The sequence below is a fragment of the Streptomyces tyrfis genome (assembly GCF_037034285.1).
Lineage (GTDB): Bacteria > Actinomycetota > Actinomycetes > Streptomycetales > Streptomycetaceae > Streptomyces.
In genome coordinates this window covers 1-16,670 of sequence record NZ_JBAGJZ010000064.1, presented here as the reverse complement: position 1 = coordinate 16,670, position 16,670 = coordinate 1, and the positions used below count along the sequence as shown (strand labels likewise).

General features: G+C 72.8%; 15 protein-coding genes. 6 read left to right on the top strand and 9 right to left on the bottom strand.

Going from position 1 to position 16,670, the window contains the following annotated elements; genetic code table 11:
• Positions 1-6 precede the first annotated feature (6 nt).
• Complete coding sequence (locus tag WA762_RS32310) at positions 7-1,548, top strand: glycoside hydrolase family 3 protein (protein ID WP_335940827.1); 1,542 nt, start codon at positions 7-9, stop codon at positions 1,546-1,548.
• A gap of 246 nt (positions 1,549-1,794) precedes the next feature.
• Here WA762_RS32310 and nagB read toward each other — a convergent pair whose 3' ends face one another.
• Positions 1,795-2,580 carry a glucosamine-6-phosphate deaminase gene (gene nagB, locus WA762_RS32305; protein WP_335940826.1) on the bottom strand — a complete coding sequence of 262 codons (786 nt, stop codon included), beginning with the start codon at positions 2,578-2,580 and terminating at the stop codon, positions 1,795-1,797.
• 231 nt (positions 2,581-2,811) lie between these two features.
• Between nagB and WA762_RS32300 the strand changes: the two genes are divergently transcribed.
• Together WA762_RS32300 and WA762_RS32295 are read left to right on the top strand one after the other, a co-directional pair.
• Positions 2,812-3,882, top strand: a complete 1,071-nt coding sequence (locus tag WA762_RS32300) for an SIS domain-containing protein (protein ID WP_335940824.1) — start codon at positions 2,812-2,814, stop codon at positions 3,880-3,882.
• Positions 3,883-4,336: 454 nt separating this feature from the next.
• Entirely contained in the window at positions 4,337-5,803 is a 1,467-nt protein-coding gene (locus WA762_RS32295; RefSeq protein WP_335940855.1) for a sensor histidine kinase, read from the top strand.
• Positions 5,804-6,017: 214 nt separating this feature from the next.
• Here WA762_RS32295 and WA762_RS32290 read toward each other — a convergent pair whose 3' ends face one another.
• Together WA762_RS32290 and WA762_RS32285 are read right to left on the bottom strand one after the other, a co-directional pair.
• Positions 6,018-6,275, bottom strand: a complete 258-nt coding sequence (locus WA762_RS32290; protein WP_003953983.1) for a WhiB family transcriptional regulator — start codon at positions 6,273-6,275, stop codon at positions 6,018-6,020.
• A gap of 318 nt (positions 6,276-6,593) precedes the next feature.
• Complete coding sequence (locus WA762_RS32285; protein ID WP_335940791.1) at positions 6,594-7,562, bottom strand: diacylglycerol/lipid kinase family protein; 969 nt, start codon at positions 7,560-7,562, stop codon at positions 6,594-6,596.
• Between the two features lie 197 nt (positions 7,563-7,759).
• On the opposite strand from WA762_RS32285, the gene WA762_RS32280 reads away from it, so the two are divergent.
• Positions 7,760-8,233 carry a hypothetical protein gene (locus WA762_RS32280; RefSeq protein WP_335940790.1) on the top strand — a complete coding sequence of 158 codons (474 nt, stop codon included), beginning with the start codon at positions 7,760-7,762 and terminating at the stop codon, positions 8,231-8,233.
• 102 nt (positions 8,234-8,335) lie between these two features.
• On the opposite strand, the gene WA762_RS32275 is transcribed toward WA762_RS32280, so the two are convergent.
• The 3 genes from WA762_RS32275 to WA762_RS32265 all read right to left on the bottom strand — a co-directional run bounded on the left by WA762_RS32275 (position 8,336) and on the right by WA762_RS32265 (position 10,341).
• On the bottom strand, positions 8,336-9,289 hold the full coding sequence (locus WA762_RS32275; protein ID WP_443080732.1) for an RNA polymerase sigma factor SigF: 954 nt from the start codon (positions 9,287-9,289) through the stop codon (positions 8,336-8,338).
• A complete protein-coding gene (locus tag WA762_RS32270; protein WP_073781878.1) occupies positions 9,286-9,699 on the bottom strand; it encodes an ATP-binding protein in 414 nt (137 codons plus the stop codon). Before WA762_RS32270 ends, WA762_RS32275 begins: the two co-directional genes overlap by 4 nt.
• Positions 9,700-10,080: 381 nt before the next feature.
• Positions 10,081-10,341 (bottom strand): UBP-type zinc finger domain-containing protein, encoded by a 261-nt coding sequence (locus WA762_RS32265; RefSeq protein ID WP_335940787.1) that lies wholly within the window; start codon positions 10,339-10,341, stop codon positions 10,081-10,083.
• A 36-nt stretch (positions 10,342-10,377) separates the two neighbouring features.
• Between WA762_RS32265 and WA762_RS32260 the strand changes: the two genes are divergently transcribed.
• Positions 10,378-11,982, top strand: coding sequence for a Na+/H+ antiporter (locus WA762_RS32260; RefSeq protein WP_335940785.1), 1,605 nt, complete (start codon positions 10,378-10,380; stop codon positions 11,980-11,982).
• 151 nt (positions 11,983-12,133) lie between these two features.
• Here WA762_RS32260 and WA762_RS32255 read toward each other — a convergent pair whose 3' ends face one another.
• From WA762_RS32255 to WA762_RS32245, 3 genes are all read right to left on the bottom strand, one after another.
• On the bottom strand, positions 12,134-13,063 hold the full coding sequence (locus tag WA762_RS32255) for a 1-aminocyclopropane-1-carboxylate deaminase/D-cysteine desulfhydrase (RefSeq protein ID WP_335940783.1): 930 nt from the start codon (positions 13,061-13,063) through the stop codon (positions 12,134-12,136).
• Positions 13,064-13,249: 186 nt separating this feature from the next.
• Complete coding sequence (locus WA762_RS32250; protein WP_335940782.1) at positions 13,250-14,446, bottom strand: globin domain-containing protein; 1,197 nt, start codon at positions 14,444-14,446, stop codon at positions 13,250-13,252.
• A gap of 168 nt (positions 14,447-14,614) precedes the next feature.
• Positions 14,615-15,064, bottom strand: a complete 450-nt coding sequence (locus WA762_RS32245) for an RrF2 family transcriptional regulator (RefSeq protein ID WP_335940781.1) — start codon at positions 15,062-15,064, stop codon at positions 14,615-14,617.
• Positions 15,065-15,264: 200 nt separating this feature from the next.
• Between WA762_RS32245 and WA762_RS32240 the strand changes: the two genes are divergently transcribed.
• Positions 15,265-16,670, top strand: a 1,406-nt coding sequence (locus WA762_RS32240; RefSeq protein ID WP_335940779.1) for a family 2B encapsulin nanocompartment shell protein, incomplete at its 3' end; no start/stop codon positions are given.

Below are 16,670 nucleotides of genomic sequence, written 5' to 3'. Positions count from 1 at the left end.
CGCCCCATGACCACCCTGACATCCGCCACGGACACCGTCACCCGCGACGCCCTCGCCGTCCTCCAGCCCGGATTCACCGGCACCACCGCCCCGGACTGGGTGCTGCGCCGGGTCGACGAAGGGCTCGCCTCCGTCGCCCTGTTCGGCCGCAACGTCCAGACGCCCGAGCAGGTCACCGCGCTCACCGCCCAGCTCAGGGCCGAGCGCGAGGACCTCCTCGTGGCGATCGACGAGGAGGGCGGCGACGTCACCCGGCTGGAGGTCCGCACCGGTTCCTCCTTCCCCGGCAACCTCGCGCTCGGGTACGTCGACGACGTGGACCTGACCCGCGCGGTCGCCCGGGAGCTGGGCCGCCGGCTCGCCGAGTGCGGCGTCAACCTCAACTGGGCCCCGTCCGCCGACGTCAACTCCAACCCGGACAACCCGATCATCGGCGTGCGCGCCTTCGGCGCCGACACCGGGCTCGTCGCCCGGCACACCGCCGCGTACATCGAGGGCCTCCAGGCGTCCGGCGTCGCCGCCTGCACCAAGCACTTCCCCGGGCACGGCGACACCGCGATCGACTCGCACCACGCGATGCCGCGCATCGACGTCGACCTGGAGACGCTGCACGCCCGTGAGCTGGTGCCGTTCCGCGCCGCCATCGAGGCCGGCTCCAAGTGCGTGATGAGCGCGCACATCCTGCTGCCCGCCCTGGACCCGGACCACCCCGGCACGGTCAGCCCGCGCATCCTCACCGGTCTGCTGCGCGAGGAGCTGGGCTACGACGGCCTCATCGTCACCGACGCCGTGGAGATGCGGGCCATCGCCGGGACCTACGGCATCGAGCGCGGCTCCGTCCTCGCCATCGCGGCCGGGGCCGACGCGCTGTGCGTCGGCGGCGGCCTGGAGGACGACGGCACCGTGCTGCGGCTGCGCGACGCGCTGGTCGCGGCGGTGCGCGCCGGCGAACTCGCCGAGGAGCGGCTCGCGGACGCGGCCGCACGGGTACGGGCCCTCGCGTCCTGGGCGCAGAAGGCCGGGGGGGCCGGTTCGGAGCCGGGCGCGGCAGCGCAGGAGGGGACCGCGCCCGGCGCCGGAGCCGGCTCCGGCATCGGCCTGGTCGCCGCCCGCCGCGCGGTGCGGGTGACCGGGTCCGCCGAGCCGCTGACCGGGCCCGCGTACGTCGCCTCGTTCACCTCCGCGTCGAACATCGCGGTCGGCAACGAGACCCCGTGGGGCGTGGCCGCGGAGCTGGACCGGCTGGCGCCGGGCACCGAGAGCGGCGTGTACGGCGGCGACGCCGAGGACCCCGCCGACGCCGTGCTGCGGGCGGCGGGGGAGCGGCGCGTCGTCGTGGTCGTCCGCGACGCCCATCGCCACGCCTGGATGGGCCGGGCGCTGGACGCCCTGGTGGCACGGCGCCCCGACACGGTCGTGGTCGAGATGGGCGTCCCGCAGGCGCCCGCCCGGGGAGCCCTGTACATCGCCACCCACGGCGCCGCCCGGGTCTGCGGCCAGGCCGCGGCGGAGATCATCGCCGGCGCCGCCGGGGCGCGGGAGGACTGAGACCGCGGTGCGGCGCGGGACGGGGCCGCACCGCACCCCGCTCCGCGCCGCATCCCGCTCCGCACGCGCGTATCCGCCGACGCCTGTCCGACGCCGTCCGGCTGCCGTCCGACACCCGTCCGGCTGACGTCCGACTCCTGTCCGCATGACGGGCGTAGCGTCCGCCATGCGGACAGATTCCGAACCGCCGACGCGACGAGGCCCGGAACACCTCAGAGGTGTTCCGGGCCTCGGGCCGGGACGCGCCTACAGCCCCTGCCAGGACGGCTTCGAGGCGTACGCGGCGCGGAAGTAGTCCGCCAGCTTCAGCTTGGACGCGGCGGCCTCGTCGACCACCACCGTCGCGTGCGGGTGCAGCTGGAGCGCCGAGGCGGGCACGACCGAGGCCACCGGGCCCTCCACCGTCTGCGCCACGGCCTCCGCCTTCCCCGCGCCGGTGGCGAGCAGAATCGGGTGGCGGGCCTCCAGGATGGTGCCGATCCCCTGGGTGATCACGTGGTGCGGCACCTGGGAGATGTCGTCGTCGAAGAAGCGCGCGTTGTCGATCCGGGTCTGCTCGGTGAGCGTCTTGATCCGGGTGCGGGACGCGAGCGAGGAGCACGGCTCGTTGAAGCCGATGTGGCCGTCGGTGCCGATGCCGAGGAGCTGGATGTCCACCCCGCCGGCCTCGGCGAGCGCCTTGTCGTACGCTTCGCAGGCGGTCTGGATGTCCTCGGCGGAGCCGTCGGGGCCCATGAAGGACGCCTCGGACAGGCCGAGCGGCTCGACGACCTCGCGCAGCACCACGGAACGGTAGGACTCCGGGTGGCCCGCGGGCAGTCCGACGTACTCGTCGAGCTGGCAGACGCGGACGCGCGAGACATCCACGGCGCCGGAGCGGACCTTGTCCGCCAGCGCGCGGTAGATGGGCAGCGGGGTAGAGCCGGTGGCAACGCCGAGCAGGGCGTCGGGCTTGCGGCTCAGCAGGGCGCCGATGGCCTCTGCGATGAGTTCGCCGCCTGCCTGGGCGTCCGGGACGATGACAACTTCCACGCGGGGCCTGCCGATCTGAAGAGTTGAATCAGGTGGTATAGACCAATCAAGTTCCCAATCTAGCAGAAGCAGGCAACGCGGACACGGCGTGCGCGAGGCGTGGACGGAACGCCTCCGGAACGGCCCGTGCCCGCCCCTCCGGAACCCCGCTGGCGGGCCTCCGCCTCCCCGTGTTCGACTGGTTCCAGAGGTGTTCCCGGCGTACTCGGACCACCCAGGGAGGCGCTCGGCATGGCAGTCACGTACTCGACCGGGGGGAGCGAGCGGCCGGGCCGGATCATGGCCGGCGAGATGGCCGAACAGCCCGCCGTGCTGCGCCGCGTCCTGGACCGGGGCGCCCCCGCGATCCGCGAGGTGGCCGCGGCCGTCGCGGCCCGGGAGCCGCGCTTCGCCCTGCTCGCCGCCCGGGGCACCTCGGACAACGCCGCGCTCTACGCCAAGTACCTGCTGGAGATCCGGCTCGGGCTGCCCTGCGGCCTCACCTCGATGTCCACCACCACCGCGTACGGCGCGAAGCCGAGGCTCCGGGACGTCCTGGCCGTCACCGTCAGCCAGTTCGGCGGCTCGCCCGACCTGGTCGCCTCCACCAGCGCGGCCCGGGAGGCCGGGGCGATCACCCTGGCCGTCACCAACAACCCGGACTCGCCGCTCGCCGCCGTCTCCGAGTACCACATCGACGTCCTGGCGGGCCCGGAGCGCGCGCTGCCGGCCACCAAGACGTACACCGCCTCCCTGCTCTCCCTCTATCTCCTCGTGGAGGGGCTGCGCGGCGGCGACGGCGCGCCCGCCGGAGTCCTGCCGGACGCGGCCGAGGCGGTCCTGGCCCGCCACGAGGAGGTCAGGACCCTGGCCTCGCGCTACCGCTTCGCCGGGCGGATGGTCATCACCTCGCGCGGCTACGGCTACCCCACGGCGAAGGAGGCCGCCCTCAAGCTGATGGAGACCAGCTACATCCCGGCCCTCTCCTACTCCGGCGCCGATCTGCTGCACGGCCCGCTCGCCATGGTCGACAACGTCTCCCCGGTGATCGCCGTGGTCACCGACGGCCCCGGCGGCGAGGCGCTCCGGCCGGTCCTGGACCGGCTGCGGGGCCGCGGCGCGGACCTGGTCGTGGTGGGGCCCGAGGCTCGGGTGGCGGAGGCGTCCGCCGGCTTCGTGCTGCCCACGTCCGGGGTCGCCGAGGAGGTCCAGCCGGTCCTGGAGATCCTGCCGCTGCAGAGGCTGGCGTACGAGGTGGCCATCGCGCGCGGCCAGGACCCGGACGCGCCCCGCGCGCTGGCCAAGGTCATCGAGACCCGCTGAGGACCGCCGGTCGTGCCCGGCGGTTCGCCCGGCGACGGCCGCTGCGGCCCGGCGCGCCGTCCGGCGGGCCCGCCCGCCCAGGTCTGCGCCCGTTCGCGGAGCACCCGCCCAAGACACCCGCGGGCCGCGGCACCGGGACGGGACCCTCAGCCCGCCCGGCGCCGCAGCCCGGAATGCGACCGGCCCATCGGGCGGTCCGCTACGGCCGGCGGTGTGCGGTGCCGTCGGCCGAGAGGCGCCCACGCGGTCAGGGCAGAGAGCGCGGGTGCCTCGATCCGCTCTCCTGTGCGGGGAGAGCGGAAGCTCTGTCCTGAGCATTGTGGACTAGACCATTCGCTCGTGTCCATCCATCGGGGCGGCCCAATTCCGCGCCCCCGTTCCCTGACACGTACGACGGGGTCGCATGGTTCGGAACCTTGCCCCGTACGCGGGTACGCTCGCACACGTGCCCTCCATGAACGACCTCGTCCGCCAGCACACGGCCCTCGGTGACACCGACCTGGAATGGCTGCACCTGCTGGTCTCGGAGTGGCAGTTGCTCTCCGACCTCTCCTTCGCCGACCTCGTGCTCTGGGTCCCCACCCGCGACGGCACCCGCTATGTGTCCGTGGCCCAGATGCGGCCCAACACCGGCCCCACCTCCTACCAGAACGACATGGTGGGCCACCTGGTGCCGCGCGGCCGCCGGCCGATGCTCGACGTGGCCCTGGACGAGGGCCGGATCGTGCGCGAGGGCGACCCGGAGTGGCGCGAGGAGGTCCCGGTCCGGGTGGAGTCGATCCCGGTGCGCCGGGACGGCCGGGTGCTCGCCGTGATCGCCCGCAACACCAATCTGCTGACCGTGCGCACGCCGTCCCGGCTGGAGCTCACCTATCTCCAGTCGGCCTCCGACCTGGCCCAGATGATCGCCGCCGGGACCTTCCCGTTCCCCGGTCAGCAGGTCGACATGGACGCGTCGCCCCGGGTCGGGGACGGGCTGCTCCGGCTCGACGCCGACGGGGTCGTCCAGTACGCCAGCCCCAACGGCCTCTCCGCGTACCACCGCCTCGGCCTCGCCTCCGACCTGGTCGGTCAGCACCTGGGCTCGATCACCGCCGAACTCGCCCCGTCCCGGGGGCCGGTGGACGAGGCCCTGGTCAAACTGGCCAGTGGCTACGCGCCCCGCGAGTTCGAGGTCGAGGGCGCGAGCGGGGTGATCCAGCTGCGGGCCATTCCGCTCAAGCCCAAGGGCGTCCGGATCGGTTCCCTGGTGCTGCTCCGGGACGTCACGGAACTGCGTCGCCGCGAGCGGGAGTTGATCACCAAGGACGCCACCATCCGGGAGATCCACCACCGGGTGAAGAACAATCTCCAGACCGTCGCCGCCCTGTTGCGGCTCCAGGCCCGCCGGATGGACTCGGTGCGCGGGCGCGAGGCGCTCAGCGAGGCGGTGCGGCGCGTCGGTTCGATCGCCATCGTCCATGAGACGCTGTCTCAGAATCTGGACGAGCGGGTGGAGTTCGACGAGATCGCGGACCGGGTCATCGCGATGGTCGCGGAGATCTCCCCGGGCAAGGTCACCTGCCGCCGCACCGGACGCTTCGGCGTGCTCGACGCCGAGGTGGCCACGCCGCTGGCGATGGTGCTCACCGAAGTCCTGCAGAACGCCCTGGAACACGCCTTCACCCTCGCCGAGCACGGCACGGTGGACGTGTCCGCGGTGCGGGGCGGCACCTCCGTGGAGCAGCGTCTCCTGATCACGGTCCAGGACGACGGCTGCGGTCTGCCCGAGGGGTTCGATCCGCGGAGCGCCGGCAACCTGGGGCTGCAGATCGTGCGGACGCTGGTGGAGGGGGAGCTGGGCGGGACGTTCGGCATGGTCCCCGCGCCCGAGCGCGGCACGCAGGTCGTCCTCGACATACCGGTCCGGGCCCAGCGCTAGGGCCTGGTCCCGGCGGAGCTCCGGCGGACGCGCCGCCGGGACCGCTCCCGCCGCCCCGGCCGTTCACGGCAGCGAGCCCGGACCGTATGGAACGGTCCGGGCTCGCTGGTCATGCATGCGCTTCGGGGGGTACTGCGCGCTGCGACTCGGGGGCGGGGTTGTGCGTACGCGCTGTACGCGCCGCCGGGCTGAGGCTCGTAGCGGTGGCGTCGGCTCAGGCGCTGGCGTTACGCGCCCGGTTGCGAGCGGCGCGACGCTTCATCGCGCGGCGCTCGTCCTCGCTGAGGCCACCCCAGACGCCGGAGTCCTGGCCGGACTCGAGCGCCCACTGCAGGCACTGCTCCATGACGGGGCAGCGGCGGCAGACGGCCTTGGCTTCCTCGATCTGCAGCAGCGCAGGACCGGTGTTGCCGATGGGGAAGAACAGCTCGGGGTCTTCCTCACGACAAACGGCGTTGTGACGCCAGTCCATGGCTGCTACCTCTCCTTGGTGTTGCATACAGTGCTTGTGAATGTGAACGCTTTCACGAATCCCCCCGCAGGTAACGGGCCGACGCCCAGACGAACTGGTTGTGGTCCTGTGAAATGAGGAGGGGTTCTGGCTCTCAGTGGAGGCCGGTGTTGCGGGCCGTCCCGATCGCCACGTAGAGATTCGCAAACCTCAGCGGCGGATACAACCCCTTCTGGAAAGTTTTTTTTGATTCCTCGGTGTCGACTAGGTCACAGCCGTACTTCTATGGGGTGGAGCGCAGCCCAAACGTTCGACTTAAAGGACTTTGGGCCCTTCCACTCACACAATCACACGCAGTGCACGGCGTACGCCTGTGAACGTCACACTCGTGCGCACTCCGAGATGGTCCCCATCCATCTGAAAAGGCAAGGGCGCCTTTGAATGCAAGGTGAAGTCCGTGAGGTCGTGAAGTGAGAGCGCGTGCTTGCCGCGGGGGCCCTTCTCGGGGCTCGAAGTGAGCAGCTGGGTGCCGTAGCGGGCGACCGCCGCGGTGGACAGCCGCTTCAGTCCGAGCACGTCCAGACCGGTGTCGAAGGAGGCTCCCGGCGAGGCGTACATGGGGCGATTCCCCAGGTAGGTCCAGGGGGCGGTGTTGGAGATTATGGCGAGCGCGAGATCGTCGACCGGTTCCTGGCCGGGGCTCTCCAGGGTGATCGATCCGTTTCGCCGGCGCGGTTCCTCCAGGAATTGCCGGACCACCTGGCGCACATAGAGCGCGTGCGTCGACCGCTTCCCGAGTTCGCGCTTCTGTTCGACTCGGCCGACCACTCCCGCGTCGAATCCGAGGCCGGCGCAGAAAGTGAACCAGCGTTCCGGGACCGACTCGTCCTCGGTGCCCGGGGTGCCGGCCGCGAGCCCGAGCCCGACCGTCCGTTCGGTGCGGTGGGCGAGCGCGTCCAGGATCGCGCCGGTCGCCTCGACCGCGTCGTTCGGCAGGCCCAGGGCGCGCGCGAAGACATTGGTGGAGCCGCCGGGGACCACCGCGAGCCGGGGAAGGACGTCCAGGTCGGGACCGTTGTGGAGCAGGCCGTTGACGACCTCGTTGACCGTTCCGTCGCCGCCCAGCGCGACCACGAGGTCGATCTCGCCGGAGTCCGCGGCCTCCCGCCCCAGGTCCCGGGCGTGCCCCCGGTACTCCGTGGTCACGGCCTCCAGCTTCATCTCGCTGGCCAGGGCGTGGATGAGCACGTCACGGGTCCGCGCACTGGTGGTGGTAGCAGCTGGATTGACCACGAGAAGTGCGCGCATGACGGCCAGAGTACCTACTTGGCGGTATCGCCCTGAAGTCTTACCCCATGGCCTTCACGCAGGGTGATGGGTCGCGTGCGAGGGGCGCGGGCCCGTCGGCGCGGCTCCGCCGATTTCCGCGCCGGCCGCCGTCCCGGTCGCGTGCCGTTCGCCACCCCGGCTTCGCTTTCGGGGTGCCGGGGTGCCAACCTGCAGGGGTGAGTACTCAGCAGAACACGTCCGAGCCGTCGTCCGCGTCGTCCGTGCCGGCGGCGTCGGCCGGACCGGCGAAGCCGAGCAGGATCACCCTCGTCGCGGGACTCACCGCCCTGGAAGGGGTGGCGCTGGTCGTCGGCGGGATCTACATGCTGGTGATGGGGCTGCTCGGGCAGCCCGAGAGCCCGCAGCAGGCGGAGATGGGCGGTCTGACGCTGGTCGCGCTGGGCCTGATCCCGCTGATCGCAGCGCGCGGCCTGCTGCGGCGGCGCAGCTGGAGCCGGGGTCCCGCGCTCATCACGCAGATCATGGGACTGCCGGTGGCCTGGACGCTGCTGCGGTCCCACGGGGTGCTGATCCCCGCCGGGATCGTGCTCGCCGCGGTGGTCCTGACGGCGCTCTACCAGCTGGTCAGGCCGACGACCATCGACGAGCTGGGCATCCGCCGCCCCGGCGCCACGCCCCCGGACGCCTGAGCCGGCCCCCGGGCCGCCCCGTCACCGGCGCCGCGGCCCGGGCGGGGCGTCTCGGGCGCGCGGCGTCCTCGGCGTGCGGGGCCGCGCGGCCGCGGGACGGTCTCATTCCTCGACGAGCAGCCGCTCGCGCAGCTGGGCCAGGGTGCGGGCCAGCAGGCGCGAGACGTGCATCTGGGAGATGCCGACCTCCTGCGCGATCTGCGACTGGGTCATGTTGCCGAAGAAGCGCAGCAGCAGGATCCGCTTCTCGCGCGGCGGGAGGTCCTCCAGCAGCGGCTTGAGCGATTCCCGGTACTCGACGCCCTCCAGCGCCTCGTCCTCCGAGCCCAGTGTGTCCGCGACCGCCGGGGACTCGTCGTCCGTGTCCGGCACGTCCAGCGAGAGGGTGCTGTACGCGTTGGCCGATTCGAGCCCCTCCAGGACCTCTTCCTCGGAGATGCCCAGCCGCTCCGCCAGTTCGTGCACCGTCGGCGAGCGGCCGTGCAGCTGGGAGAGCTCGGCGGTGGCCGTGGTCAGCGACAGCCGCAGCTCCTGCAGACGCCGCGGCACCCGGACCGCCCAGCCCTTGTCGCGGAAGTGCCGCTTGATCTCGCCGACGACCGTGGGGGTCGCGTACGTCGAGAACTCGACGCCGCGGTCCGGGTCGAACCGGTCCACCGACTTGATCAGGCCGATCGTGGCGACCTGGGTCAGATCGTCCAGCGGCTCGCCCCGGTTGCGGAACCGGCGGGCCAGGTGCTCCACGAGCGGCAGGTGCATCCGCACCAGCCGGTTGCGCAGCTCCGCCCGCTCCGGCGAGCCGTCGGGGAGGCCGCGCAGTTCGATGAAGAGCGCCCGCGCCTCACTGCGGTCCTGTGGATCGTGGTGCCCGTGCTCGCTCATCTGGCCTGCCCGCTCCGCCTGCGACTGCCCCACCGCGACCGTACGGCTCGCAGGCCCGTCCGCCCCGTCCTCCGGATGGGGCAGGGCCTGCTGCTCAGGGATGCCCGCCGTACGCACCACCCCTGGTCGGATCGTCTCGTCCCGCACCGGACCGTCCCCGTTTCCGTAGCTCACGCCGGCCCGGGTCCCGCGCCGCGCTGTTTGTAGAGGCTGATGCTCACCGTACGGTCGTCCGCCACCGAGGAGTCGACCTTCCCGGCCAGTGCGGAGAGCACCGTCCAGGCGAAGGTGTCGCGCTCCGGCGCCCGGCCGTCCGTGGTCGGCGCCGACACCGTCACCTCCAGGGAGTCCTCGATGAGCCGGAAGACACAGCTGAGGACGGAACCCGGCACGGCCTGCTGGAGCAGGATCGCGCACGCCTCGTCGACCGCGATGCGGAGATCCTCGATCTCGTCGAGCGTGAAGTCCAAGCGTGCCGCGAGACCGGCCGTGGCCGTACGCAGCACCGACAGGTAGGCACCCGCAGCCGGCAGCCGGACCTCTACGAAGTCCTGATTCCCGGGCTCGCCTGCGATCTGGGACACCCTCACCTCCAAGGTGGCACAAACTCTTCCGAGGATCCGGGAAGGGCACCCCGGAGCCATGTGGTACGTCTTCGGTTCTGGCCCGGCGACGCTATCGCGATCCATGATGCCGTGTCGCCGAACCCCCGGGACCTGCCGACGGATCAGGGTCGGACAGGTCCCAGCCCATGGCTGTCACTCATGGTAAGTCAATGACCACACACGGTGGCTAGGGGTCTGCGGCGATCAATTACGGACAACAGACGCCGGATTGACGTACCCAGGCAACGGCCCCTCGAACCGTCCCGCGCGGAACACCGGACGGCCGGAGTCCCCGCGCGGGCGTCCGGGAGCGCACCGGCGGCCGGGCCGACGCCCGGGACCGGAGACGCCTGCCTCGGCTCAGACGATCGCGCCGTCCACGAAGCACCACCGCCAGCTCTCGCCCGGCTCGAAGCTCCGCATCACCGGGTGACCGGTCTCCTCGAAGTGCCCGGTGCCGTGGCGCAGGGGCGACGAGTCGCAGCAGCCGACGTGGCCGCAGAACAGGCAGAGCCGCAGGTGCACCGGTTGCGTACCCGCCGCGACGCATTCGAGGCAGGTCCCGCTCAGCGGCTCCGGCTCGGGGTGCGGCAGTGCGGACACATGCGGGCATTCACTCATGATGGTCAGGTTACGACGGATGCGAGGACCCTGAACATGGATGTACTTCCGCTGGTGGCGCTGGTCGCGGCGAGTGCCGCCGTCGCGGGGGCGGCCCGCCGCACCCCCGTGCCGGCGCCCCTGCTGCTGGTGGCGGTGGGGCTGATCGCCGCCTATGTGCCGGGGGTGCCGACGTACGCCCTGGACCCGGACATCGTGCTGCCGCTGGTGCTGCCGCCGCTGCTCTACACGGCGGCCGTCGACAGCTCGTACCTCGATCTGCGGGCCAATCTGCGGCCGGTGGCGCTGCTCTCCGTCGGCTACGTCCTCTTCGCGACGGTGGCCGTCGGCTGGCTCGCGTATCTGCTGGTGCCGGACCTGCCGCTGACCGCCGCGCTGGTGCTGGGCGCGGTGATCGCGCCGCCGGACGCGGTCACGGCCGCCGCGATCGCCCGCCGGGTGGGGCTGCCGGGCCGGGTCACCACGATCCTGCAGGGCGAGTCCCTGGTGAACGACGCCACCGCGATCACCGCGTACAAGGTGGCCCTCGCCGCGGCCGTGGGGGAGGGCATGAGCTGGAGCGCCGGGATCGGCGAGTTCCTGCTGGCCGCGCTCGGCGGGGTCGCGGTCGGTCTGGCGCTGATGGTGCCGCTGCACTGGCTCCGCACGCACCTGAAGGAGGCGCTGCTGCAGAACACGCTCTCGCTGCTGATCCCCTTCGTGGCGTACGCGGTGGCGGAGCGCGTGCACGCCTCCGGGGTGCTCGCCGTGGTCGTCGTCGCGCTCTACCTGGGGCACCGCGCCTGGCAGGTGGACTTCGCCACCCGGCTCCAGGAGGCCGCCGTCTGGAAGATGGTCGCGTTCGTCCTGGAGTCGGCGGTGTTCGCGCTGATCGGGCTCCAGCTGCCCGTCGTGCTGAGGGGGCTGGGCGCCTACGCGGTGGCGGACGCGCTCTGGTACGCGGTGGCGGTGTTCGTGGCCGTCGTCGTGGTCCGGTTCCTCTGGGTCTTCCCGGCGACGTATCTGCCCCGCTGGCTGTCGAAACGGATCAGGGAGCGCGAGCCGGACACCGACTGGACGGCGCCGCTGATCGTCGGCTGGGCCGGCATGCGCGGGGTCGTCTCGCTCGCCATCGCGTTCTCCGTCCCGCTGCTGACGACCGACGGACAGGCCTTCCCGGCCCGGAACCTGGTGCTGTTCCTGACCTTCACCACGGTCATCGGGACCCTCGTCGTCCAAGGGCTCAGCCTGCCGCCGCTGGTGCGCGCGCTGAAGCTCCCGGGGCGGGACGCGACGGCCCAGACCCTGGCCGAGGCCCAGGCGCAGAACGAGGCGTCCGAGGCCGCCGAGGCCCGGCTGAACGAGCTGCTCGCCGACCCCCGCAACGCGCTGCCGGGCCCGCTCGCCGACCGCCTGCGCGGCATCCTGGAACGCCGCCGCAACGCCGTGTGGGAAAGGCTGGGCGCCGCCAACCCGATGACCGGGGAGTCGGCCGACGACACCTACCGGCGGCTGTCCGGGGAGACGCTGGAGGCCGAGCGGTCGGTCTTCGTGCGGCTCAGGGACGAGCGGCGGATCGACGACGAGATGCTCCGCACCCTGCTCAGACGGCTCGACCTGGAGGAGGCGGCGGCCTACCGGGAGGAACCGGACACGCCCTGAGCGGGCGGGGAGCGCGCGTGCCCGGGCCGGTCACGGGGGTGCCGGGCACGGGCGGTCTCGGCGTTGCCCGGTCCGGGCGCGGGCGGGTGACTCGGCGCGTCCCGGCCCGGCGGTTCGGCGATGTATCGCGGCGGCTCGGCGGCTCGGCGGCTCAGCGGTTCGGTGGAGCGGCCTCGGCGGCCTCGGGGCCCGGCCGGCCCGTGACGACGGCGGCGACCGCCGTCCCGGGCGGGAACGCGCCCTCCTCGGCCAGCGCCGTGAGGGCGTACAGCAGCTTGGCCACGTAGAGCCGCTCGACGGGCAGCCCGTGCCGGTGCTCGAAGTCGTCCGCGAACGCGTGCAGTTCCGGGGTGGTACGGGCGTAGCCGCCGAAGTGGAAGCGCTCGTCCAGCGACCACGCCCCCGCCGGGCCGCCGAACGCCTCCCGCTGGAGCTCCCGCACCGCGTCCCCGTGGAAGCCCCCGCGCAGCACGGGGACGCCGAGGGCCCGCTGTCCCGGCGCCAGGCCGGCGGCGAGCCCGGCGAGGGTGCCGCCGGTGCCGCAGGCCACCGCGGCCACGTCGGCCCGGCCCCGCAGCTCGCGGCCCAGCGCGGCGCAGCTCCGTACGGCCGCGGCGTCGCTGCCGCCCTCCGGGACGACCCGGCAGTCCCCGAAGCGGCGCCGCAGCCCGGCCAGGACCTCCGGGCCGGTCTTCGCGCGGTACGTCGCACGGTCCACGAAGTGCAGGGTCATCCCGTCCGCCGCGCATCTGGCGAGGGAGGGGTTGAGGGGGCGGCCGGCCAGTTCGTCCCCGCGCACCACCCCGATCGTCCGGAAGCCGAGCAGCCGCCCGGCGGCGGCGGTGGCCCGCAGGTGGTTGGAGTACGCCCCGCCGAAGGTCAGCACGGTGTGCCCGGCGGCGGCCCGCAGATGGGGGGCGAGTTTGCGCCACTTGTTGCCGGGGAGGTCGGGGTGGATCAGATCGTCCCGCTTGAGCAGCAGCCGCACGCCGTGCCGCTGGAACCGCTCGTCGGCGACCTCCCGCAGCGGGGAGGGCAGGCGGGGCCGCAGGAGCGCCTCGGGGTCCACGGAGCTGTTCATCCGTTCATTTGACCAGGTCCGGACGGAGGCGGTCGAGGGGCGCCGGACGCCGGGGACGCCCGCGCGCGCGATGCCCGGAGACGTCACCGACGCGGTGACCGCGGGCGTTCCGGGCATCCGGCGGCGGTGGGGGCGGGGTATGGGCGAACCGATCCGGCCACCTCGCCCGCGACCGTCGAACGCGTCTCAGTCCTGGGCGAGCCAGAGGTCCGGGCCGAACACCTCGTAGTGGATGTCGGCCGCCGGGACGCCCTTGGCCAGCAGCCGGCCGCGCACGGCGCGCATGAAGGGCAGCGGGCCGCAGAGGTAGGCGCGGGTGCCGGCGGCGAGCGTGAGGCCGCTCAGGTCCACCCGGCCGGTGCGGTCGGCGGGGTGGCCCGGCTCCGGGTGCTCGTACCAGAAGTGGGCGGTGGCGTCGGGGAGCTTGCCGGTGAACAGCGCGTGCTCCTCGCGCATCGCGTGGTCGGCGGGGGAGCGGTCGCCGTGCACGACGGTGACCGGGGCGCGGTGGCCGGTGGTGACGAGGTGCTCCAGCATCGAGAGCATCGGGGCGCAGCCGATGCCCGCGGAGGCCAGCAGCAGCGGGGCGTCCGCGGAGTCCAGCACGAGGTCGCCGTACGGGGCGGAGACGCGCAGCCGGCCGCCGGACCGGAGCCCGGCGTGCAGGTGGTTGGAGACCTCGCCGTCCGGGGAGCCGTCGCCGCGCACCCGCTTGACGGTGATCGAGCGCAGCTCGGACTCCGGGGCGCCGGAGAGGCTGTACTGGCGTATCTGCCGTGCCCCGTCGGGGAGTTCGACCTGCACCGAGACGTACTGGCCGGGGCGGAAGGCGGGGGCCGGAGTCCCGTCGGCCGGGCGGAGCCGGAAGGTGGCGACGTCGGCCGTCTCCTCGATCCGGTCGGCCACCTCCCACTCGCTCCAGACGTCGCCGGCGACCACGCCCCGCTGCGCGTACAGCCGCTCCTCCCGGGCGATCAGCGCGTTCGCCATCAGCCAGTAGACCTCGTCCCAGGCGGCGGCGACCTCGGGCGTGACCGCGTCGCCGAGCACCTCGGCGATGGCGGCGAAGAGGTGCCTGTGCACGATCTCGTACTGGGGGGCGGTGATCCCGAGCGAGGCGTGCTTGTGGGCTATGCGGGAGAGCATCACGTCGGGGCGGGTGTCCGGGTGCTCGACCAGGTGGGTCGCGAAGGCGGCTATGGAGCCGGCGAGCGCCTGGCGCTGGGCGCCGGAGGCCTGGTTGCCGCGGTTGAAGAGGTCGCGCAGCAGCTCCGGGTGGGCGGTGAAGAGCTTGCGGTAGAAGAGATCGGCGATGTCCCCGATGGCCGCTCCCACGGCGGGGAGGGTGGCGCGGATGGTGGCGGTCGACGACTCGGAGAGCATCGATGACTCCTTGATCTCTGCGGAGCTCTGAATTGGTATTTCAGAGTCGTATTTTTGGGCAGGGCACATCCGGGCGGGTGGCGCCCGGATGCGCCCAGGGGTGGGCGCGGCCGGGCGCGCGGACGGCGCCCGGGGTGCGGGGGCGGGCCGGTGCGGCCCGGGCGCGGCTCAGTCGGGGGACGGGCGGCCGGCGCTGATGCCGATCAGCAGCGGCCCGGTGGGGGAGGAGACGAGTTCGTCGACGGTGATCGGGTCGAGCGAGGCGTAGAAGGCTTCCTCCGCCCGGCGCAGCGCGCCGCGCAGCCGGCAGGCCGAGCGCAGCGGGCAGGGGGTGGACCCCTCGCACTCCACGACGTCGCCCGGCCCCTCCAGCTCCCGGACGACCCGGCCGATCGACGCGGACCGGCCGGCTCCGGTGAGGCTGAGCCCGCCGCCGCGGCCCCGGCGCGCCTCGACCAGGCCGAGGTGCTGGAGCCTGGCGACGACCTTCGCGGTGTGCGTGTACGGCACCCGCATGGTCGCCGCCACCTCCCGGGTGGTCGGCGGATCCTCGTTCTCGACGACGGCGAGGCGCATCAGCACGCGCAGCGCCACGTCGGTGAATCTCGTCAGCCGCATGGCTGTCACGGTAGATAAGTTGCATCCGAGATGCAATTTAAGGGGCGTGGCGGGGACGCCCGCCGCCGCGCGCCCCGACCGGCGGTGTCCTGCCCAGTCCGGGGCCCGGTCAGTCGCACTCTTTTGTGTAATGGTGCGCCGCCCTCCGGTGCTGAAAGGCTTTTTCGCGCACGTCAGTTGATCATTCGAGAGGACGACAGATGTCCGTTGGTGAAGAGGTTCGGAACGCGACGTTGCCGCCGCAGCAGAGTCTGGGCACGGCGGCGGCGCGGAACCTCGCGACGACCACCAAGTCCGCCCCGCAGATGCAGGAGATCACCTCGCGGTGGCTGCTGAAGATGCTGCCGTGGGTCCAGGTGCAGGGCGGCACCTACCGGGTGAACCGGAGGCTGAGCTACTCGGTCGGGGACGGCCGGGTGACCTTCGTGCAGACCGGTGAGCGGGTCGCGGTCATCCCCGCCGAACTCGGAGAGCTCCCGGCCCTCCGCGACTTCGGCGACCAGGAGGTCCTCGGAGAGCTGGCCCGGCGGTGCGAGCAGCGGGAGATCGCCGCGGGGGAGGTGCTGGCGAGCGCGGGGGAGGCGGCGGACCGCGTCTATCTGCTGGCGCACGGCAAGATCGCCAAGGTCGGCACCGGCAAGTACGGGGACGAGACGGTGCTCGGGGTCCACGCCGACGGGGCCCACTTCGGCGACCACTGTCTCGTCGACGGCGAGGCCGTCTGGGAGTACACGGCCCGCGCGCTCACCGCGTGCACGGTGCTGACGCTGAGCCGGGCGGACGTGCTCAACCTCGCGGAGCGCGCCGACTCGCTCCGCGAACACCTCGCCGGGCGGCTGGACATCCCGCAGCAGCGCACCAACAAGTACGGCGAGGCGGCGATCGACCTCTCCGCCGGCCATGTCGGCGAGGCCGTGGTCCCGCACACCTACGTCGACTACGAGGTGTCGCCCCGCGAGTACGAACTCTCCGTCGCGCAGACGGTGCTGAAGGTCCACAGCAGGGTCGCGGACCTCTACAACCAGCCGATGAACCAGACCGAGCAGCAGTTGCGGCTCACCGTCGAGGCGCTGCGCGAGCGCCAGGAGCACGAGCTGATCAACCACCGCGAGTTCGGCCTGCTGCACAACTGCGACTACGGGCAGCGCCTCCAGCCGCACGACGGCGTGCCCGGCCCCGACGACATGGACGAACTCCTCTCGCGGCGGCGCGGCTCGAAGCTCTTCCTCGCCCATCCGCGGGCCATCGCCGCGTTCGGCCGGGAGTGCAACAAGCGCGGTCTGGTTCCGGAGAGCGTCGAGGTCGGCGGCCACCACGTGCCGGCCTGGCGCGGCGTGCCGATCTTCCCGTGCAACAAGATCCCGGTCACCGAGGCCCGTACGACGTCGATCATCTGCATGAGGACGGGCGAGGCCGAGCAGGGCGTCGTCGGCCTCCAGCAGTCCGGCATCCCCGACGAGATCGAGCCCAGCCTGTCGGTCCGCTTCATGGGCATCGACGAGCAGGCCATCATCTCCTACCTGGTGACGGCCTACTACTCCGCGGCGATCCTCGTGCCGGACGCGCTCGGCGTTCTGGAGAACGTCGAGGTCAGCCGCTGGCGCTA